Annotated in this window: 13 protein-coding genes; 5 read left to right on the top strand and 8 right to left on the bottom strand. The window is 43.5% G+C overall.

The window, feature by feature from the left end:
- Positions 1-42: 42 nt before the first annotated feature.
- Together purL and AHMF7616_RS12455 are read right to left on the bottom strand one after the other, a co-directional pair.
- Complete coding sequence (gene purL, locus AHMF7616_RS12460) at positions 43-2268, bottom strand: phosphoribosylformylglycinamidine synthase subunit PurL (protein WP_115373181.1); 2226 nt, start codon at positions 2266-2268, stop codon at positions 43-45.
- A gap of 143 nt (positions 2269-2411) precedes the next feature.
- Positions 2412-2993 (bottom strand): porin family protein, encoded by a 582-nt coding sequence (locus AHMF7616_RS12455; RefSeq protein ID WP_147275677.1) that lies wholly within the window; start codon positions 2991-2993, stop codon positions 2412-2414.
- 399 nt (positions 2994-3392) lie between these two features.
- Here AHMF7616_RS12455 and atpD point away from each other — a divergent pair, with 399 nt between their 5' ends.
- The 3 genes from atpD (at position 3393) to AHMF7616_RS12440 (ending at position 6248) form a co-directional block, all read left to right on the top strand.
- Positions 3393-4898 carry a F0F1 ATP synthase subunit beta gene (atpD, locus tag AHMF7616_RS12450; protein ID WP_115373179.1) on the top strand — a complete coding sequence of 502 codons (1506 nt, stop codon included), beginning with the start codon at positions 3393-3395 and terminating at the stop codon, positions 4896-4898.
- A gap of 87 nt (positions 4899-4985) precedes the next feature.
- On the top strand, positions 4986-5231 hold the full coding sequence (gene atpC / locus AHMF7616_RS12445) for an ATP synthase F1 subunit epsilon (protein ID WP_115373178.1): 246 nt from the start codon (positions 4986-4988) through the stop codon (positions 5229-5231).
- Positions 5232-5636: 405 nt separating this feature from the next.
- Positions 5637-6248, top strand: a complete 612-nt coding sequence (locus AHMF7616_RS12440; protein WP_147275676.1) for an START domain-containing protein — start codon at positions 5637-5639, stop codon at positions 6246-6248.
- A gap of 66 nt (positions 6249-6314) precedes the next feature.
- Here the strand turns inward: AHMF7616_RS12440 and AHMF7616_RS12435 are convergent, their stop codons facing one another.
- From AHMF7616_RS12435 to AHMF7616_RS12415, 5 genes are all read right to left on the bottom strand, one after another.
- A complete protein-coding gene (locus AHMF7616_RS12435; RefSeq protein ID WP_115373176.1) occupies positions 6315-7964 on the bottom strand; it encodes a carboxylesterase/lipase family protein in 1650 nt (549 codons plus the stop codon).
- Positions 7965-8164: 200 nt separating this feature from the next.
- Positions 8165-8554, bottom strand: a complete 390-nt coding sequence (locus AHMF7616_RS12430) for a hypothetical protein (protein ID WP_233507517.1) — start codon at positions 8552-8554, stop codon at positions 8165-8167.
- 1144 nt (positions 8555-9698) lie between these two features.
- The gene (locus AHMF7616_RS12425) at positions 9699-9998 is read right to left on the bottom strand and encodes an SH3 domain-containing protein (RefSeq protein WP_115373175.1); all 300 of its coding nucleotides are present in this window, start codon (positions 9996-9998) and stop codon (positions 9699-9701) included.
- Between the two features lie 476 nt (positions 9999-10474).
- Positions 10475-11164, bottom strand: coding sequence for a hypothetical protein (locus AHMF7616_RS12420; RefSeq protein WP_115373174.1), 690 nt, complete (start codon positions 11162-11164; stop codon positions 10475-10477).
- Positions 11161-12219 carry an AI-2E family transporter gene (locus AHMF7616_RS12415; protein ID WP_115373173.1) on the bottom strand — a complete coding sequence of 353 codons (1059 nt, stop codon included), beginning with the start codon at positions 12217-12219 and terminating at the stop codon, positions 11161-11163. Before AHMF7616_RS12415 ends, AHMF7616_RS12420 begins: the two co-directional genes overlap by 4 nt.
- Positions 12220-12344: 125 nt before the next feature.
- Between AHMF7616_RS12415 and msrB the strand changes: the two genes are divergently transcribed.
- A complete protein-coding gene (msrB, locus tag AHMF7616_RS12410) occupies positions 12345-12797 on the top strand; it encodes a peptide-methionine (R)-S-oxide reductase MsrB (RefSeq protein WP_115373172.1) in 453 nt (150 codons plus the stop codon).
- 527 nt (positions 12798-13324) lie between these two features.
- A complete protein-coding gene (locus tag AHMF7616_RS12400; RefSeq protein ID WP_115373170.1) occupies positions 13325-14833 on the top strand; it encodes a trypsin-like peptidase domain-containing protein in 1509 nt (502 codons plus the stop codon).
- Positions 14834-15048: 215 nt separating this feature from the next.
- Here the strand turns inward: AHMF7616_RS12400 and AHMF7616_RS26390 are convergent, their stop codons facing one another.
- Positions 15049-15402, bottom strand: coding sequence for an HNH endonuclease (locus tag AHMF7616_RS26390; protein ID WP_158546154.1), 354 nt, complete (start codon positions 15400-15402; stop codon positions 15049-15051).
- Positions 15403-15878: the final 476 nt, after the last annotated feature.

Here is a 15878-nt window from a genome sequence, read left to right as displayed (position 1 = left end):
GAAGATTTAAGATTCAAAACTTCTGAATAAAATTTTTAAATCTTACTGCATGATTTTTTCTAAGGCGGTATCGAACAGGTTTTTAACTTCCGTAATAGCATGAAAGGTTTCGCCATCGATGCGGCACAGTTGTGCATGAACCGTACCGAGGTGTTCGAAAGAAGTGCTTTGAGCGGCCAATAATGCTTCAAAATCTTCCTTTTGATTTGGATCCACGGAAACAAGTACCCGGCTCTGGCTTTCACCAAATAAATACGCGTCTTTCCGGAAATCGCCATTCGTGTGAATACTAAAGCCTAATTCGTTCGGCATCGCCGATTCTACCAAGGCAATGTACAAACCCCCGTCGGCTAAGTCGTGCGCCGATTTAATCAAATTTTGTTGAATCAGCGATTTTACGGTTGCTTGTACTTGATATTCCTCATCCAGGTCAAAAGCGGGCGTAGGGGAGAGTTTTACGTTACGGAACGAATACAGATATTCCGAAGAATTAATGTCGTTTTTAGACGGACCAACTAGATAAATTAAATCGCCCGCTTTTTGGAACGCCAGGGTAGTGGCATTTTCTTTTTGTTCCAGTAAACCTAACATACCAATGGTAGGAGTAGGGAATACCGGTCCTTCGTCGGAGGATTGGTTATAGAAACTCACGTTACCGCCCGTAACCGGCGTGCCGAATTTTTCACAGGCTTTTTTCATGCCTTTAATGGCACCCACAAATTGCCAGTAAACTTCCGGCACGTAGGGGTTGCCAAAATTCAAGCAATTAGTTATGGCCAATGGTTCGCCGCCGGAGCACACAATATTACGAGCCGCTTCGGCTACGGCAATGGCACAGCCTTCTTCGGGGTTGGCGTTTACGTAGCGGCTATTACAATCTACGGTAATGGCAATGGCCTTATCGGATCCTTTTACTTTTACTAACGCCGCATCGCTGGGCGCATTGGTGGTCATGGTGGCCGTGCCAACCATGGAATCGTACTGCTGCGACACCCAGCGGCGGGAACAAATATTAGGGTGTTGTACCAGGTGTTCGGCAATCTGCTTTAATTCCTCAAAAGAAGTGGGTTCGGCTACCTGATCAATGTTAAATTTTAAAGTTTCCTGGAAATAAGCCGGTTCGCGGTATTCGCGGTGATACACGGGAGCGCCACCACCCAGCACTAAATCGTCGGCGGGTACATCGGCCACCAGTTCACCGTTGAGGTAATAGCGTAAACGCTTGGTGTCGGTAACTTTGGCAATTTGCGCGCAATACAAGTCCCACTTATCGCAGATCTGGTAAATTAAATCTTCCGAACCTTTTTCCATTACCACCAGCATGCGTTCCTGGCTTTCGGACAGTAAAATCTCGAAAGGCTGCATATTGGCCTGGCGGGTAGGTACTTTGTCGAGCCATACGTCCATGCCACTTTCGCCTTTCGCGCTCATTTCGGAAGTAGAACAGGTAATACCGGCCGCTCCCATATCCTGCATGCCTATTACTTTACCGGTAGCTAATACTTCCAGGGTAGCTTCTAATAATAGTTTTTCCTGGAAAGGATCACCCACCTGCACCGATGGCAGTTTTTCGGCGGAAGCTTCACTGATATCTTCGGAAGCAAAAGTCGCTCCGTGGATACCGTCTTTACCCGTAGCCGAACCAATAATAAATACCGGATTACCTACACCGTGGGCGGTGGCCGAAGCGGTTTTGCCTACTTCCACTATGCCCGCCGAAAATGCATTTACCAGCGGATTAACGTTATAGCAATCATCAAAATACAATTCGCCGCCTACCGTTGGAATACCAAAAGCATTGCCGTAGTCGCCAATGCCTTTTACTACTCCGCGCAAAAGTCTTTTGGTTTTATCACTGTTTAAATTACCAAAGCGCAAGGAGTTTAATTGCGCAATGGGGCGGGCGCCCATGGTAAAAATATCGCGGTTAATACCACCTACGCCGGTAGCAGCGCCTTGGTAAGGCTCAATGGCCGACGGGTGATTGTGGGACTCAATTTTAAAAGAACAGGCCAGCCCGTTGCCAATATCTACCAAACCCGCGTTTTCTTCACCGGCTTCGGCCAGCATGCGAGGGGAGCTTTTGGGTAAAGTTTTCAGCCAAACAATGGAGTTTTTATAAGAGCAATGCTCCGACCACATGACCGAAAAAATACTTAATTCCGTAAAGTTGGGCGTGCGGCCCAGGATAGATTTAATTTTTTCAAATTCTTCTTCTAGCAGACCAAGCTTTTTGGCCGTCTCGAATGTTGGGAGCGATTGTTCCACGGGTTGCGGTTTTGATTTGCCGCAAAATTAGGAAATTCTCTTTCACGGACTCTATAAAACGTAATAATTTACGCGAACCGTAAAGGAGGTTGCCTATTGCCCGTTATCCTGGAAAATTTAAAAATTTTAGATTTTACCTGTAATTACCGGTTCAACAGATAACCTAACGACAATTGAAAAACCACGTTGCGGGCTTCGGTAGGTTGGTTTAATACGCGGGCATAAGGCTCCGATATATCTGTTTGATACCGCAAACTCACGAACGTGCCGGTACCCACATGGGCTCCCACGCCAACGGCTAAGCCAAAAGCGGTACTTTTGGTCCAGTTCTTCGTGTCGGTTTCGGTGCTGCCGCTTTTTAATTTAGAAGCCGTTAAAAAAGAAATCTGCGGGCCCCCTTCAAAAAATAAGGTACCAGTATCAATTTTTAATAGAAATGGCACATCAATGTAATTAACCTTGCCTTCGGCACTTACGCTGGCGTTTTTGTACTCAAAGCCTTTCTGCGAATAAACCACTTCCGGCTGCAGCGAAAGCAGGTCGGATAAGCCGTAGTTAAAAATTAAACCCCCGTGAAACTTTAGTTTATACGAAAAATCGTTGTTGGTGCCGGTTTTGCGGAGAGAAGCCAGGTTACCGCCAATTTTAAAACCGGCCCGAATACTTTGCGCTTGTACTTCTAAAAAAGAAAACAAAACAATAACCAGAATAAGAATTTTTTTCATAGGATTAATTAAAAATGGCGAGTAATGCTGTTGCGGTGCAAAAATAGGAATAACTGAAAAAAATGCAGGCTTCTGCGAAAATTTAGTTTTGGGCTGCAATAAAATCGGCTAATCTGATCTAAAGTTTTTACTAAGTTGCAATAAAATTTAAAAAATACTTTGGTTAAGTACCAGGTGTTGGGAGGTTCCGGCTATTCCCTGATTCGGAAGGTGCCGGAGTAGTTCATCATAATACTAATGCCTTTACCGGGCTAATTTAAAATAAAATCCGATATTCAGCAGTTCTGTTTTGAATGGCAAAACTTTTAGAATACAGTAATTTGAATTAAGAGAAATAAGCGTTAGTTTTGCGGCTTGAAAACAGATCTATCTGATTCTATCTATCTTAATATAAACTAAATGGCAAATATTGGCAGAATTACCCAGGTTATTGGTCCGGTGGTGGACGTTAGCTTTTCGGGTGAAAACTCTAAATTACCAAATATCCTGGACGCGCTGGAGGTAACAAAAGCCAACGGCCAGAAAATTATACTGGAAGTACAACAGCACTTAGGCGAAGACCGGATCCGGACGATTGCCATGGATTCTACCGAAGGTTTAACCCGCGGAGCCGAAGTAATAGATATGGGATCACCCATTAAAATGCCAACTGGTGACGGTATTAAAGGCCGGTTGTTTAACGTGGTAGGCGAGGCTATTGATGGTATTGCGCAGCCCGTTAATGCCGGTGGTTTATCCATTCACCGGAATGCACCTCGTTTTGAAGATTTAGCTACTTCTTCGGAAGTATTATATACCGGTATTAAAGTTATTGATTTATTAGCACCTTATGTTAAAGGTGGTAAAATTGGTTTGTTCGGTGGCGCCGGGGTAGGTAAAACCGTATTAATTATGGAACTGGTAAACAACATCGCAAAAGCTTACGGTGGTTTATCGGTATTTGCCGGCGTGGGTGAGCGTACCCGCGAAGGAAACGACTTATTACGCGAATTCTTGGAATCGGATGTTATTTCTTACGGGGAAGAATTTAAGCATTCTATGGAAAGTGGTGGCTGGGATTTATCGAAAGTAGATCAGGAAGCGCTGAAAGATTCTAAAGCTACTCTGATATTCGGTCAGATGAACGAGCCGCCGGGAGCTCGTGCCCGCGTTGCTTTATCGGGCTTAACGGTAGCCGAAAGCTTCCGCGATGGGGATGGCACCGGTCAAGGCCGCGATATTCTTTTCTTTATCGATAATATTTTCCGGTTTACGCAAGCAGGTGCCGAAGTATCGGCTCTTCTGGGCCGGATGCCCTCGGCGGTAGGTTACCAACCAACCTTAGCCACCGAAATGGGAGCTATGCAGGAACGGATTACTTCTACCAAGCGGGGTTCAATTACCTCCGTACAAGCGGTATACGTACCCGCGGATGACTTAACGGACCCGGCTCCGGCTACAACTTTTGCTCACTTAGATGCTACCACCGTATTATCCCGGAAAATTTCTTCTTTAGGAATTTATCCAGCAGTGGACCCATTGGACTCCGTATCTCGGATCCTATCAGCAGATCTTTTGGGGGATGAACATTATAATACCGCGCAAAGGGTAAAAGAGATTTTACAACGTTACAACGAATTACAAGATATTATTGCCATCCTGGGTATTGATGAACTATCCGAAGAAGATAAACTGGTGGTTCACCGGGCGCGGCGGGTGCAGCGTTTCTTATCACAACCTTTCTTCGTAGCGGAACAGTTTACTGGCTTAAAAGGTGTTTTGGTTGATATTAAAGATACTATTAGAGGTTTTAATATGATTATGGATGGCGAGTTAGATCACCTGCCGGAAGTAGCCTTTAACTTAGTAGGTAGCATTGAAGATGCTATTGCTAAAGGTGAAAAACTTATTGCCGAAGCCAAGTAATTTAGTTGTTTGTTGTTAGTTATTCGTTGTTCGATTAAGCAACAAATAACTAGCAACGAATAACGAACAACGAATAACTAAAAAGGAATGCATTTAGAAATTATTACCCCTGACAAAAAAGTATTTGAAGGAGAAGTTGCCGGCGCTAAATTTCCGGGTACCCTCGGCTCTTTCGAAGTACTAAATAACCATGCTCCTATTATCAGCACCCTGGAAAATGGCGAGATTCGCATAACCACCGCGACCGGGGCCCAATTTTTTCAGGTAGATGGCGGCGTAGTGGAAGTGCTAAACAATCGGATTATCGTATTGGCCGAATCTATTTCGGCTTAATAACAAAATATTTACCCAACAGAGCCTTTTTCCTAAAGAAGAAGGCTTTTTTATTTTTGTTATTTTCCTGCTTAATGCTCCTGCGTTGGTGCATCTTGGTTCCATAACAACAAGGGCATTTAAAATTTAAAAAAGTGGCAAAAGATAAAGTCGATTTCCGGTTTTTTTCTCAGCCGGATCGCCGGGCAAAGTTGAAGTGGTTAATAATCTGTCACAATTTTAGGCATAACAAAGCATGAAGCTTGCTCCGCTTTTTTAAATTGTGCCGCACCTAAACCAGAAAATTTTTAAATTTTTTAAATAAGCAAGCCGCGTTAACCTAAGAATTACTTGGTTTTTGCGATTAAGAATCTTTTGTAGTAGCTTTTGCTTACCAACGCGGTATTATTTAAGCAAGTTTACTTCATGCCATTTCTGATTTTTATCTTTGTTTATATCATTAAAATAGCCTCTACCTTTCCTCAGAATAATTGGGAGCTGCGGCGCAACGAAAACGAAATAGCCGTCTACAGCCGGAAAGTGACCAATGTTTCTTTTAAAGAAATAAAGGTAGAATGTGAGTTGCGTGGTACTCCCGCCCAGCTCGTTCGGATTATAAAAGATGTAGCCCACCATCCGGATTGGGTTTATGGGGTTAAAAAAGCGACGGTATTAAAAAAGAAATCAGATACTAATTTTATCTATCATACCGAATCCGATATGCCTTGGCCCGTAACCGATCGGGACTTGGTAGCCGAGAATAAAATTCATTCAGTGGCGGAAAATGGCCAAGTAACGATTGAAGTTCATAGCCTGAAAGATTACCTGCCGGAAAAACAAGGTTATGTGCGGGTGCCTTACTCCGAAGCGAGTTGGGATATTTTACCTTTGCCTAATAATAAAACAAAAATCACGTATATTTTCCGGGTAGATCCGGGAGGAGCTATTCCGGCGTGGCTGGTAAACGCTACCATTGCTACCGGACCTTACAACAGTTTTATGAAGTTGCGGGAGATACTAAATAAAAGCAATTTGTAAAAAAAAGGGCCGCTTACATTGTAAGCGGCCCTCTTTTTAAATTTTAGAGAAGAAAGCAGCGTAAAATTATTTCGCTGGGATTTTTTCCAGCAGTAAGTAACGTTCGCGCGTTTTATCGGTTTCCAGGCGGGTATTTACATCAATATGCATTACCGGAGCGGCTTTACCCGCGGTAAGAGCTGGCCAGTTCGGTAAATTCTTGCCATTGGGGTTACCGGTTTTAATAAAATTAGCAAAATAGGTTTGCATGATCTCAGATACTTTATAATCCTCGGGTTTCCAGGCGTACACTTTGTTGGTAGCCAGATTACCCATGGCATATTCAATTTCCGCAGAATGGGAAGCACCCCGGGCCGGTGGCGCTTTTTTAGTAGCCGCATCCGGATTTTTAATAACTCCACCGGCTAAACCGGCTACGGCATTACCCATTTCGGGCGTCATTTCGGGCCGTGGACGTAAATAAAAATAACGGTATACGGGTTTGCCTCCGGTTTGCGCGTGCATGTCAATCCACTTCCAGGTGCTATAACCAATAAATCGGTCGCTGCCTAAGGCGGTAGCGGCTTGTATAACTTCTTCTTCGGTAGTGGCGGGGTATAATTTTAAAATTTCACCGGCTTGCTCTGGATATAGTTTTTGTACGGCTTTAGTGTAATTTTCCGGAGTGGGCGCTTCCTGCCCCACTATGCTTTGGTAGCCGGATTCTTCGGAGTTCCAGCCAGCCAGTAAGGGAACATGCGCTTGCTCGCCGGCCGCAAAAATTTCGTTCGGAGCTTTCGGGAAGAAATAACCATCTACCGTTACCGAAAAGCGGGGAACTCCGGGTTTACCGCTGGCTTCCAGCAGTTGTTGTGCCGGCATAGCCCGCAAAGCTGCCAGAGAATTAGCTCCCAGGCTAGTGGCAAAACTTACCCCATTATTTTCAACCTCGGCTAAGGTAGAAGTAGGCCGCAAGGATAGCAAAGAGCCACTTTCGCCAATGGCGCCGGCTATCAGGTTTTTAGATAAAGGACTAGCCATTTGGGCACTAACCGAATATGAACCGGCCGATTCACCGGCAATCGTTACTTTGTTCGGGTCGCCGCCAAAGGCCGCAATGTTCTTTTTAACCCATTGCAAAGCGGCACTTTGATCCAGGAGGCCGTAATTGCCGGAAGCTTGATGCGGTGACTCTTTGGTTAGTTCCGGATGCGCCATAAAGCCAAAAACCCCCAACCGGTAATTTACGGTGATGGCCACCATACCCCGTTGGGCCATGCGTTCGCCATCGTAGCGGGGTTCCGAGCCATCGCCGGCCACAAAGCCGCCGCCGTAGAAGTAAACCAACACCGGCAGGCGCTCTTTGCCGGTTTTAGCAGGCGTCCACACGTTTAAATACAAACAATCTTCACTTACTCCATCGGAGCGAAAGTTCATGTCGCCAAAAATGGGTAATTGCATGGCTCTAGGGCCAAACTGTTTTGCCGAACGTACGCCTGACCAATTTTTGACGGGTTGCGGTTCCCGCCAGCGCAAGTCCCCAACGGGCGGAGCAGCAAACGGTATTCCCTTAAAGGCTTGTATACCGCTTTTTTCGGTAATGCCTGCGAGTAAGCCATTGGCTGTTTTAACTTGGTTTAAGGTTGCTTTACTCGTTTGTTTTGTTTGAGCCAGGCTCACCGACAGAAAAGCGACTGTCAGAATGCCGGCCCAGAATAATCTGTTTACTACGCGCATAAAGAAGAAAAATAAAAGGTTATAAAATAAAGACGTCATTAATCCAGGATAATAATAAAGATAATTTTTTAGGTAATACTAAATAGTTCCGGATTATTTCGGTGAGCTGTTGTTCGGATTACAGACTACAAAAATTTTTAAATTTAAATAAACAGAAGCTGGTAGAGAAGTAAAAATTTAAAAATAGGGGTTGGTAGCATTCAACAACCTAATTGGTAAGCCAGTAACATAAATTGTTGCACTTCTTCGTTTAAGTCTTCTTTAAAAAACAAGCGCAGATGGTGGTTAAATTGACGACTATCGCCGGGCACTTGGGCAATTTTCTGAAAACACAAATTATCGGGGTACGGCTTTTCAAAGGGGAAATACACGTGTATAAAGTTGCGGCCTAATTGGGTTATATACGCAATGCGTTTGCGGGGCGTAGCAATACCAATCATGGTTTTGGCCGGGCGCACGGTAATATCGGCTAATAATTGGTACTGCGTTACGAAATAATGAAACAAGTCCGTGGTGTGGGCCGACTTGCCCCAGAGAAATTCTTCGATGGTTTTTACTTGGGAAGGGCGGGATTGGTTCTCGGGCATCATAACTAGTTGTGCGTTGTTCAGAAAATAAATAATGAAAAGTAAATGATTTAGGCTCTAAGCTAATTTAAATGAAGTACTTAGCAGTAATTAATTTAATAAACCAAAGGACAAATATCTGAACAAAATAGGCTCAATTATTTTGTCTTCGAGAATGAAAGCAAATGACTAGCCAGTTAACCAGTTTTCTATGAAAGACCAATTACGGAACAAGGGCGTGTACTTTTAGCTCATTTGCTTATTTTATAAAGATAAGCGCTTGCGTTTAGTTTTAGCCAATTTTTTCCGGCAGGCTGCAATTTTTAAAATTCGAAATTGAAAATAGCTATTCAGGAGAGGCTGTTGATTGTACCTGATCATTAGCTCCCAATTTTAAGAAAAATGCGCAGCATTCTAAGCGGTGAAATTCAACTATTTAAATGCGTATTTTTAGCGTATCTGCTTAATTTCCGATAATAAAAGTTAAACACCTCGTATTGTTGCTTATGAAAAATAATGTATTCTTAGTGCTAATTATGATGTGGAGTGTGCCGGCCTGGGCTCAATAAATATCGCTGCCGGCGGGTTATACTGTACTGATAACTTCGGTAAAAACCGGCGATGCCGAGATATTCGCCACGGACCCGGTTATTGGTACCAGTATTAATCTAACCCATGCGCCGTTCTCCGAAGAACAATACCCGGCCTGGTTACCCAATTAAAGCAAATAAGCAGTTCGCCGGCTTTTTTTCAGGATAACCAATATATCACTTTCTGGGTAACCAACGAAGCTTACTGGCGCGATGCTGCCAAACGCGCTAAAACGTACGAGGAAAAGCCAGTGACAAACGTCCGGTTTGGCTCATGAAAGCCGATGGCTCGGAAGTGCAATTAATTGAACCGCTGCATTACCAATGCGCCATGGATGGTAGCCGGGCCAAATGGAAGCCCCTTGGAAAGCCGTAATTGCTAATAAGTAAACAAATATTTTTAGCACTAACCTTTTATCGGCAGAAAGGTAAGGCCGGCTTTTAGAGCGGGAATACAAAATTTTTAAAAAAGTAACGGAATATTACTCGAATTACGGTTTTCCGTTGCAACTGGTATTAACATAAAAAAGGGAAACCCGTTCGTTTCCCTTTTTATCAATGGTAATTAAAAAGTAGGGTTAGCGTTTGGCTAACGTTTTCTCCTGTGGTGCATTTTGGAGGTAAGTTAATTCAGAAAATAAAATGTAGCCTACTTTAGCGTTTACTTTTACTAAGGCCCAATGGGCATTCCATTTACGAACTAATTCTACCCGGTCGGCGGTAGTAAGCGTTTCAACAATAGGCGTAGATGTACCTGGTTGCTGAAACATTTTAACCTGATCGTTTCGTACCTGAACCACCATATACGGATTTTTATCCGCGGCCATAGCGAAACCTACTTGTACTAATAAGGCGAAAGAAAGAAGGAGCTTTTTCATAGTTTTTTAAATTTTTAGTTTTTTAGATAGCTTGTATTAACAGAATTTGAAGTTTTGATTACTGATTCTGTTAAATAAATTTGCAACGCGCGTGCCAACCCGAATAAACACCTAAAAAAGGCCCAGAACAGTCGTTTTAAAGGGATTATGTAGATAAAATTGTTCGTTAATGAACATCGCGGTTCCGGTATTGTCCGGTTATAGCACAACTCTCCTGGGCTATAATCAGCTTCGTATCTTCTAGAACGAGTTGGCTTACCGCCAAAAATTTAAAAAAGTTTCTATAAGGGCGACTAGTTGCTTTAATTGCTCGAAGGAGCAGAATTTGACTAAGGGGAAATTTGTCGGAGTAGAGTTGTTTGCAATTAACTTAGTAAAACTTTCGCAAGAAAAACACTTACGGTCGTTTGTGCAGTTACAAACAACGGCACCGCCCAGGTACCGTGTCCGCGTAGGCAATTTTTGCGAAATTTTAATTACTCTGTTGTTTCGGCTGTTGCGGAGCCTAGCAATTCATCCACCAAGGGCTGGTAGATTTCTTCGTAAATAAGTTCGCCTTTTAGTAAAAACTGGTGCGTATCCATCATTACTTCGTAAATAGGAGTTGGAACGTGTTTAGGTATTTTATATATCCGTTCGTCGCGTTTATCAAAAGGTGTAGTTACTTTAGAATTAAATAAATACGGAATTAGAATTTTAGAGCAGCTCAGCGCAATGCGGTGTATTGGGTGCGCCGCAAAGTATTCTTGCAACCGTTCGTTAATATTTTCAAAAAACTCGTTGGTTTCGGCTAACCGTACCCGCGAACCCGCCCGCGATTTGCCTTTGGTTTTTAAATATTTAATCTGGCTGGTGCCTTGCTTTTTCCGGACCATGTACGACCGGAAAACCTTATGATTTATATTTTGCCCGTTTTCGAAATAACCCATGGCGCAATTGCCGGATTGGATGAGCAACATTATGTAGTTTACCGGCTTTTCTGCTTCAGCTACTAACTCCTGGGGCGGCGGAACTACTATCGGGAGCCGCAAGTAAACCAATTCGTTTTGAAAAGAATCCAGAAGAATAATCCGGTGTTTTTCGTGATCGTATTGGTAAAGATAAGCACCTTGCTGGATTTGTTTTACGACTGCCCGGGTAGTAGCTTGGGATAAATACCGGTTCATGTTATTTTCTCCTCTTCCGTTCCCAGAATGTAGCCGTAGGGTTGTAAGGCCGTTATTTCGTTGCAGATAATTTTTAAAATGGCCAAAAAAGGCACGAACAAGATCATGCCGGGCACTCCCCAAATTAAGTTACCGAATAAAATAGCTACAATGGTTGCCAAGGGATTTAGTTTTACCCGCGAGCCGGTAATGTAAGGTGTTAGCAAGTTGGCTTCGAGGAGTTGGGTTACCATAAAAAACAAGAGTACCAGTACGGGAGGCCAAACAGATTCTTGGGTGAGAAAAGCAAACCCAATCGGGAAAGCAATGCCTAAAAACGAACCAAAATAAGGGACCAAACGCAGCAAAGCCGTAATTAACGCGAAAAGGATAACGTGTTCCAGGCCAATGGCCCAAAAACCTAACGCGTAAACTACCGCTAAGACCGAGATCACCAGAAAGGTGCCTTTGAGGTAATCATGCACCACATGCGTAATCCGGTAAAGTACTTCCTGGGATTCTTCGCGATTATGAAACAGATTTATCTTAATGAAAAAATGGTGAATTCTATGCCGGTACACTAACAAAAAGAAAGTATAAGTTAATACAATGAAAACGGCCAGCAACAGATACAGGCTATTAATCAGAAAGTTTTTAATGGATTTACCAATGGCTTTTATAATGCTCGGCTTTTCTTTTTTAAGAATGGCTTCTTGTTCATATTCCGAAATATCGGTGGTTCGGGAAAGTAACCATTGCAGCCGGTCGGTTTTTTCCTTTATTTTTTCCTCCATTTGGGGTAAATCCTTTTGTAAATCCGAAATAGTAAAATACAGCAGGGTACTCAACAGACTGAGCGAGGCTAATAATAGCAAGATAGCTAACGTAGCCGCCATGGCCTTTTTAAAACCGTATTGTTGTAGCTTTAAAACAACCGGATACAACAGCATGGCAAAAAAAGCCGCTATAGCCAGCGGAATGAAAAAAGTTTTCCCTAAATAAAGCATCAACGATACCAGGAATACCGCGAGTAGTATTTTATTAAGCCGACCTAAATTTATTTGTTTCGTATCCATCTATAAAAAAAACTAAACGCAAAACAAGGTGGGATGTTTTTGCCCGCTCCCAGATACTTGTTATTACTAATAAACTAAGGAAACTGCTGGAAACCACTCTGTTTTTTTAAAAAAAGTGCTTGCTTATGTTGCGTTGGATAGATGTACTCAAATATGCCAAATACAGTAATCCGGAGCCGCCCCAACGGGTAGAAAAAACAGAGGATGCATGGCGCCAGCAGTTAACGCCAGCTCAATTCCAAGTTTTACGGCAACACGCCACCGAACCTCCTTACCGCAACGCTTATTGCCGCTCGTATGAACCCGGTGCGTACGTATGCGCTGGTTGCCGCAGCCGTTTATTTGATTCAGGAGAAAAATACCACGCTATTTCGGGCTGGCCCAGTTTTAAACAACCTGTTAGCAAAAGTGCCTTACGCTATTTATTCGACGATAGCTACCACCTGCAACGCATCGAAGTACGTTGTAATGTTTGTGATGGCCATTTGGGCCATGTATTTCCGGATGGGCCGGAGCCAACCGGATTGCGTTATTGCATTAATTCCGCAAGTTTAGTCCGCAAGGATCCCGAAAAGTAATTCCGTTGGCTTTTTTGCTTTATAATAATGCCATTGCTTTTTTTTGCGGGTGGCTACAGGCAGAATTTAAAATAGCCCCGGAACTACCGGATACCTTAAAATATCCTCTTGTTAGATAAACTTTTTTGCCCCAACGTAGTACCCTAATAGGTAAGTAAAAACTATTTGCCTGGTTCAGGAAAACAGAAAAAGCGAATAAGGATAAAAGTACTGGTAAATAAAATATTTAAAAAAGCATTACTCCAGTTCAAGCAAAGCCTTTCCCGGCGGTTCAGAATGCGAACGCCGCAATTTTTTAGGCTTGTTACCTGTCTGAATGAATTTTCAAAGTTTTTTTCTTTACCCGGTATCACCGGCTAAGCTCCTTCAAATAGATCCAAAATAGCCAACTCTCCTTAAAACCAAGGCGTGAATAAATGCTAACAGATTTAAAATTGTTGAAGCAGTTATTATTTTTGCAGGGATAACATTATTAATTGTTCGGTAAAGTAACCGGCATCACTATTATTTAAAAATATTAAACCGCTATGAAAAAAGGATTCTCCGTTGTATTAATTGCCCTGATTTCAGCAGTTATGGCTATAGCTGGTTATCGATTTTTTGATAAGCGTTTCGATAACCGGGAAAGTGCCTACTACTACCAAGCCGAGACGCCTCCTATAAATTTAGTGAGTGAACGGGCTGCGCCTAATTCTTCGGCCAATAACCCCGATTTTGTGCCAGCCGCCAGTCTGGTCTCGCCGGCGGTGGTGCACATAAAAACTACTTATTCCGGCGGCGGAGCCAGCAGTTCTCTCGATGATTTTTTTGGCTCTCCGCAGTCTGGGGAACAAGCCATGGCTTCCGGGTCCGGCGTTTTAATTACGCCCGATGGGTTTATTGTTACCAATAACCACGTGATCGAAAATGCCTCCCAAATAGAAGTTATTCTGCCGGATAAACGATCGTTTAAAGCGAAATTAGTGGGCCGCGACCCGAGCACCGACTTAGCTTTGGTAAAAGTAGAGGGTACCAATCTGCCCATTGTGGAGTTAGGAAATTCCGATAACGTGCAGGTAGGCGAATGGGTACTGGCAGTAGGTTATCCGCTTTCTTTAAATTCTACGGTTACCGCCGGAATTGTGAGCGCGAAGGGCCGGAGTATCGGGATACTGGACCAGCCCAGCCGGGAAAATTACCAGGGCCGATCACGGGCGGCTGGTTCGGCCATTGAGTCGTTTATTCAAACCGATGCGGCTATTAACCCCGGTAACAGTGGCGGAGCTTTGGTAAGTGCCTCCGGACAGCTCATCGGTATTAATGCCGCTATTGCTTCGCAAACAGGGAGTTACGCGGGCTACGGTTTTGCCATTCCGGTGAACTTAGTTAAGAAAGTAGTGAGTGATTTTCGCAAATACGGCGAAGTACGGCGCGGTTACCTGGGCGTAAGCTTCCCGGCACCATCCGTTGAGGATCAAATGCTACGCGAACAAGGCATTAATCCGGCCTCGGTGAAAGGGGTGTACATTACCGGTGTACAAGCCGGTAGTGGCGCGGCGGCCGCTGGCTTAAAAGAAGGCGATATCATTACGAGTATCGACGGGGTAAAAGTAGGTTCCTCGGCGGAGTTTTCCGAAAGAATTGCGCGTCACCGGCCGGGCGATAAAGTAGAACTGGTGTACATGCGCGGCAAAAAATCGACTAATGCCTCGGTAACCCTAAAAGGTGCTGAATCGGCGGGAGCAGTAGCCGGTACTAATTCCGGACGGGGTCTGAACAGTAAATTTGGGGCTTCCTTTGCGCCGGTACCCGACCGGGTGAAACAACAGTATCGCTTACGCTCCGGGGTAATGATTACCGAATTGCAGGAAGGTGGCTTTTTTGAAAGTGCCGGTATTCCGCGGGGTACTATTATTACGAACGTAAATGGCCGCCCGGTTAACAACGTAGCCGACTTAGACGAAGCCCTGCAATCTTCCCGGAGTAGCACGGTGCGCTTAGATGGTGTTACTCCCGATGGTACTGGTTTCGTGTTTAATTTCCCATTGGGGGCCTAGGAGTATAAAAGATAGAATCTAATTTTCCGGTAAGATGCTTACACAAGGCATCTTACCGGATTTTTTTAAATTTTAAATTATTTATTAGCCTGGGCCTTTATTTTAATGATCAAAGCCTTGGTACCCACTAAGCTAGACTAGGACTATTACTTCAAACAGCTAGGTAGTACCAGCCCAGCTCGAATTTTTAAATTTAGCTAAGTTTTTGGCTTAATTTAAGTAGTTAAGGTGTCAGCGGATTGCTGTTTCCAGCCAAAATCTTTGTTGGTTTTAATAACGTGGCAGCTATGGCAGAGCAATTGGTAGTTAGAGAGCCAGCAACCACCGCCACCGTGTTTTACGGGCACAATATGATCTACTTTTAAATGGCGCCTGGATCCGCAAACAGCGCATTTTTTACTATTGTATTTGGTCACGAAGTACTCAAATTTACCTACTTGTCCATCAATAATGGCCCAAATAGCGAGCGCAAACGCCGTGCAATCATCTGAAGCCCAGCGTTTTCGCCTTCCCCAAAGAGCTTGCCCGCAGCCACAGGAACAAATACCGTTTTGGTAGTCCGGGAACAAGTCCTTGAAAGTTAAATGCCTTTGATTTCTTCGGTAACAATTAATCGAAAGGCGAGAATAAATCAAGCTCGGATCAAAGAATATAACCCGGCTTTGCCATTCATATTTTAACTTCAGCTTTTTAAATGGTAAAGCCTCTAAAAAGAAACTATTGGACTTTGTTGCGGTAGGAAAGGCTGGTGTTTGGGGTTCGGTCAAGTTCTAAAATCTTTCAGACACAGACATAAAAAACTGCTCTCAAAAAAAACAGGAAGCAAGCAGCTTTCCGGAAAAGGATTGAAAATTTAATAAAATTTAAAAATTTACGTAAAAATTCAGGCTAAAGCAAAACTATAATCGCTTCAAAAAACGAACCTAATACAGAAGTTTTACCGTAGGAGAATTTAAAAAGAATAAGAAAATGGATCCAATGAAAATAATAACCGCTTTGGCATTACCAGCAGCGGTAGTAGTATTAGGAATCCGGATTACGCGTT

The sequence above is a fragment of the Adhaeribacter pallidiroseus genome (assembly GCF_003340495.1).
Taxonomy (GTDB): Bacteria; Bacteroidota; Bacteroidia; order Cytophagales; family Hymenobacteraceae; genus Adhaeribacter; species Adhaeribacter pallidiroseus.
This window is presented reverse-complemented; position numbering and strand designations above follow the sequence as displayed.

What these genes read in the sequence shown, in the direction of transcription:
- atpC (WP_115373178.1), top strand. Translation starts at nt 4,986, where the DNA reads ATGCATTTAGAAATTATTACCCCTGACAAAAAAGTATTTGAAGGAGAA.
- atpD (WP_115373179.1), top strand. Translation starts at nt 3,393, where the DNA reads ATGGCAAATATTGGCAGAATTACCCAGGTTATTGGTCCGGTGGTGGAC.
- AHMF7616_RS12420 (WP_115373174.1), bottom strand. Translation starts at nt 11,164, where the DNA reads ATGAACCGGTATTTATCCCAAGCTACTACCCGGGCAGTCGTAAAACAA.
- msrB (WP_115373172.1), top strand. Translation starts at nt 12,345, where the DNA reads ATGTTGCGTTGGATAGATGTACTCAAATATGCCAAATACAGTAATCCG.
- AHMF7616_RS12415 (WP_115373173.1), bottom strand. Translation starts at nt 12,219, where the DNA reads ATGGATACGAAACAAATAAATTTAGGTCGGCTTAATAAAATACTACTC.
- AHMF7616_RS12435 (WP_115373176.1), bottom strand. Translation starts at nt 7,964, where the DNA reads ATGCGCGTAGTAAACAGATTATTCTGGGCCGGCATTCTGACAGTCGCT.
- AHMF7616_RS12455 (WP_147275677.1), bottom strand. Translation starts at nt 2,993, where the DNA reads ATGAAAAAAATTCTTATTCTGGTTATTGTTTTGTTTTCTTTTTTAGAA.
- AHMF7616_RS12440 (WP_147275676.1), top strand. Translation starts at nt 5,637, where the DNA reads ATGCCATTTCTGATTTTTATCTTTGTTTATATCATTAAAATAGCCTCT.
- AHMF7616_RS12430 (WP_233507517.1), bottom strand. Translation starts at nt 8,554, where the DNA reads ATGATGCCCGAGAACCAATCCCGCCCTTCCCAAGTAAAAACCATCGAA.
- AHMF7616_RS12425 (WP_115373175.1), bottom strand. Translation starts at nt 9,998, where the DNA reads ATGAAAAAGCTCCTTCTTTCTTTCGCCTTATTAGTACAAGTAGGTTTC.
- AHMF7616_RS12400 (WP_115373170.1), top strand. Translation starts at nt 13,325, where the DNA reads ATGAAAAAAGGATTCTCCGTTGTATTAATTGCCCTGATTTCAGCAGTT.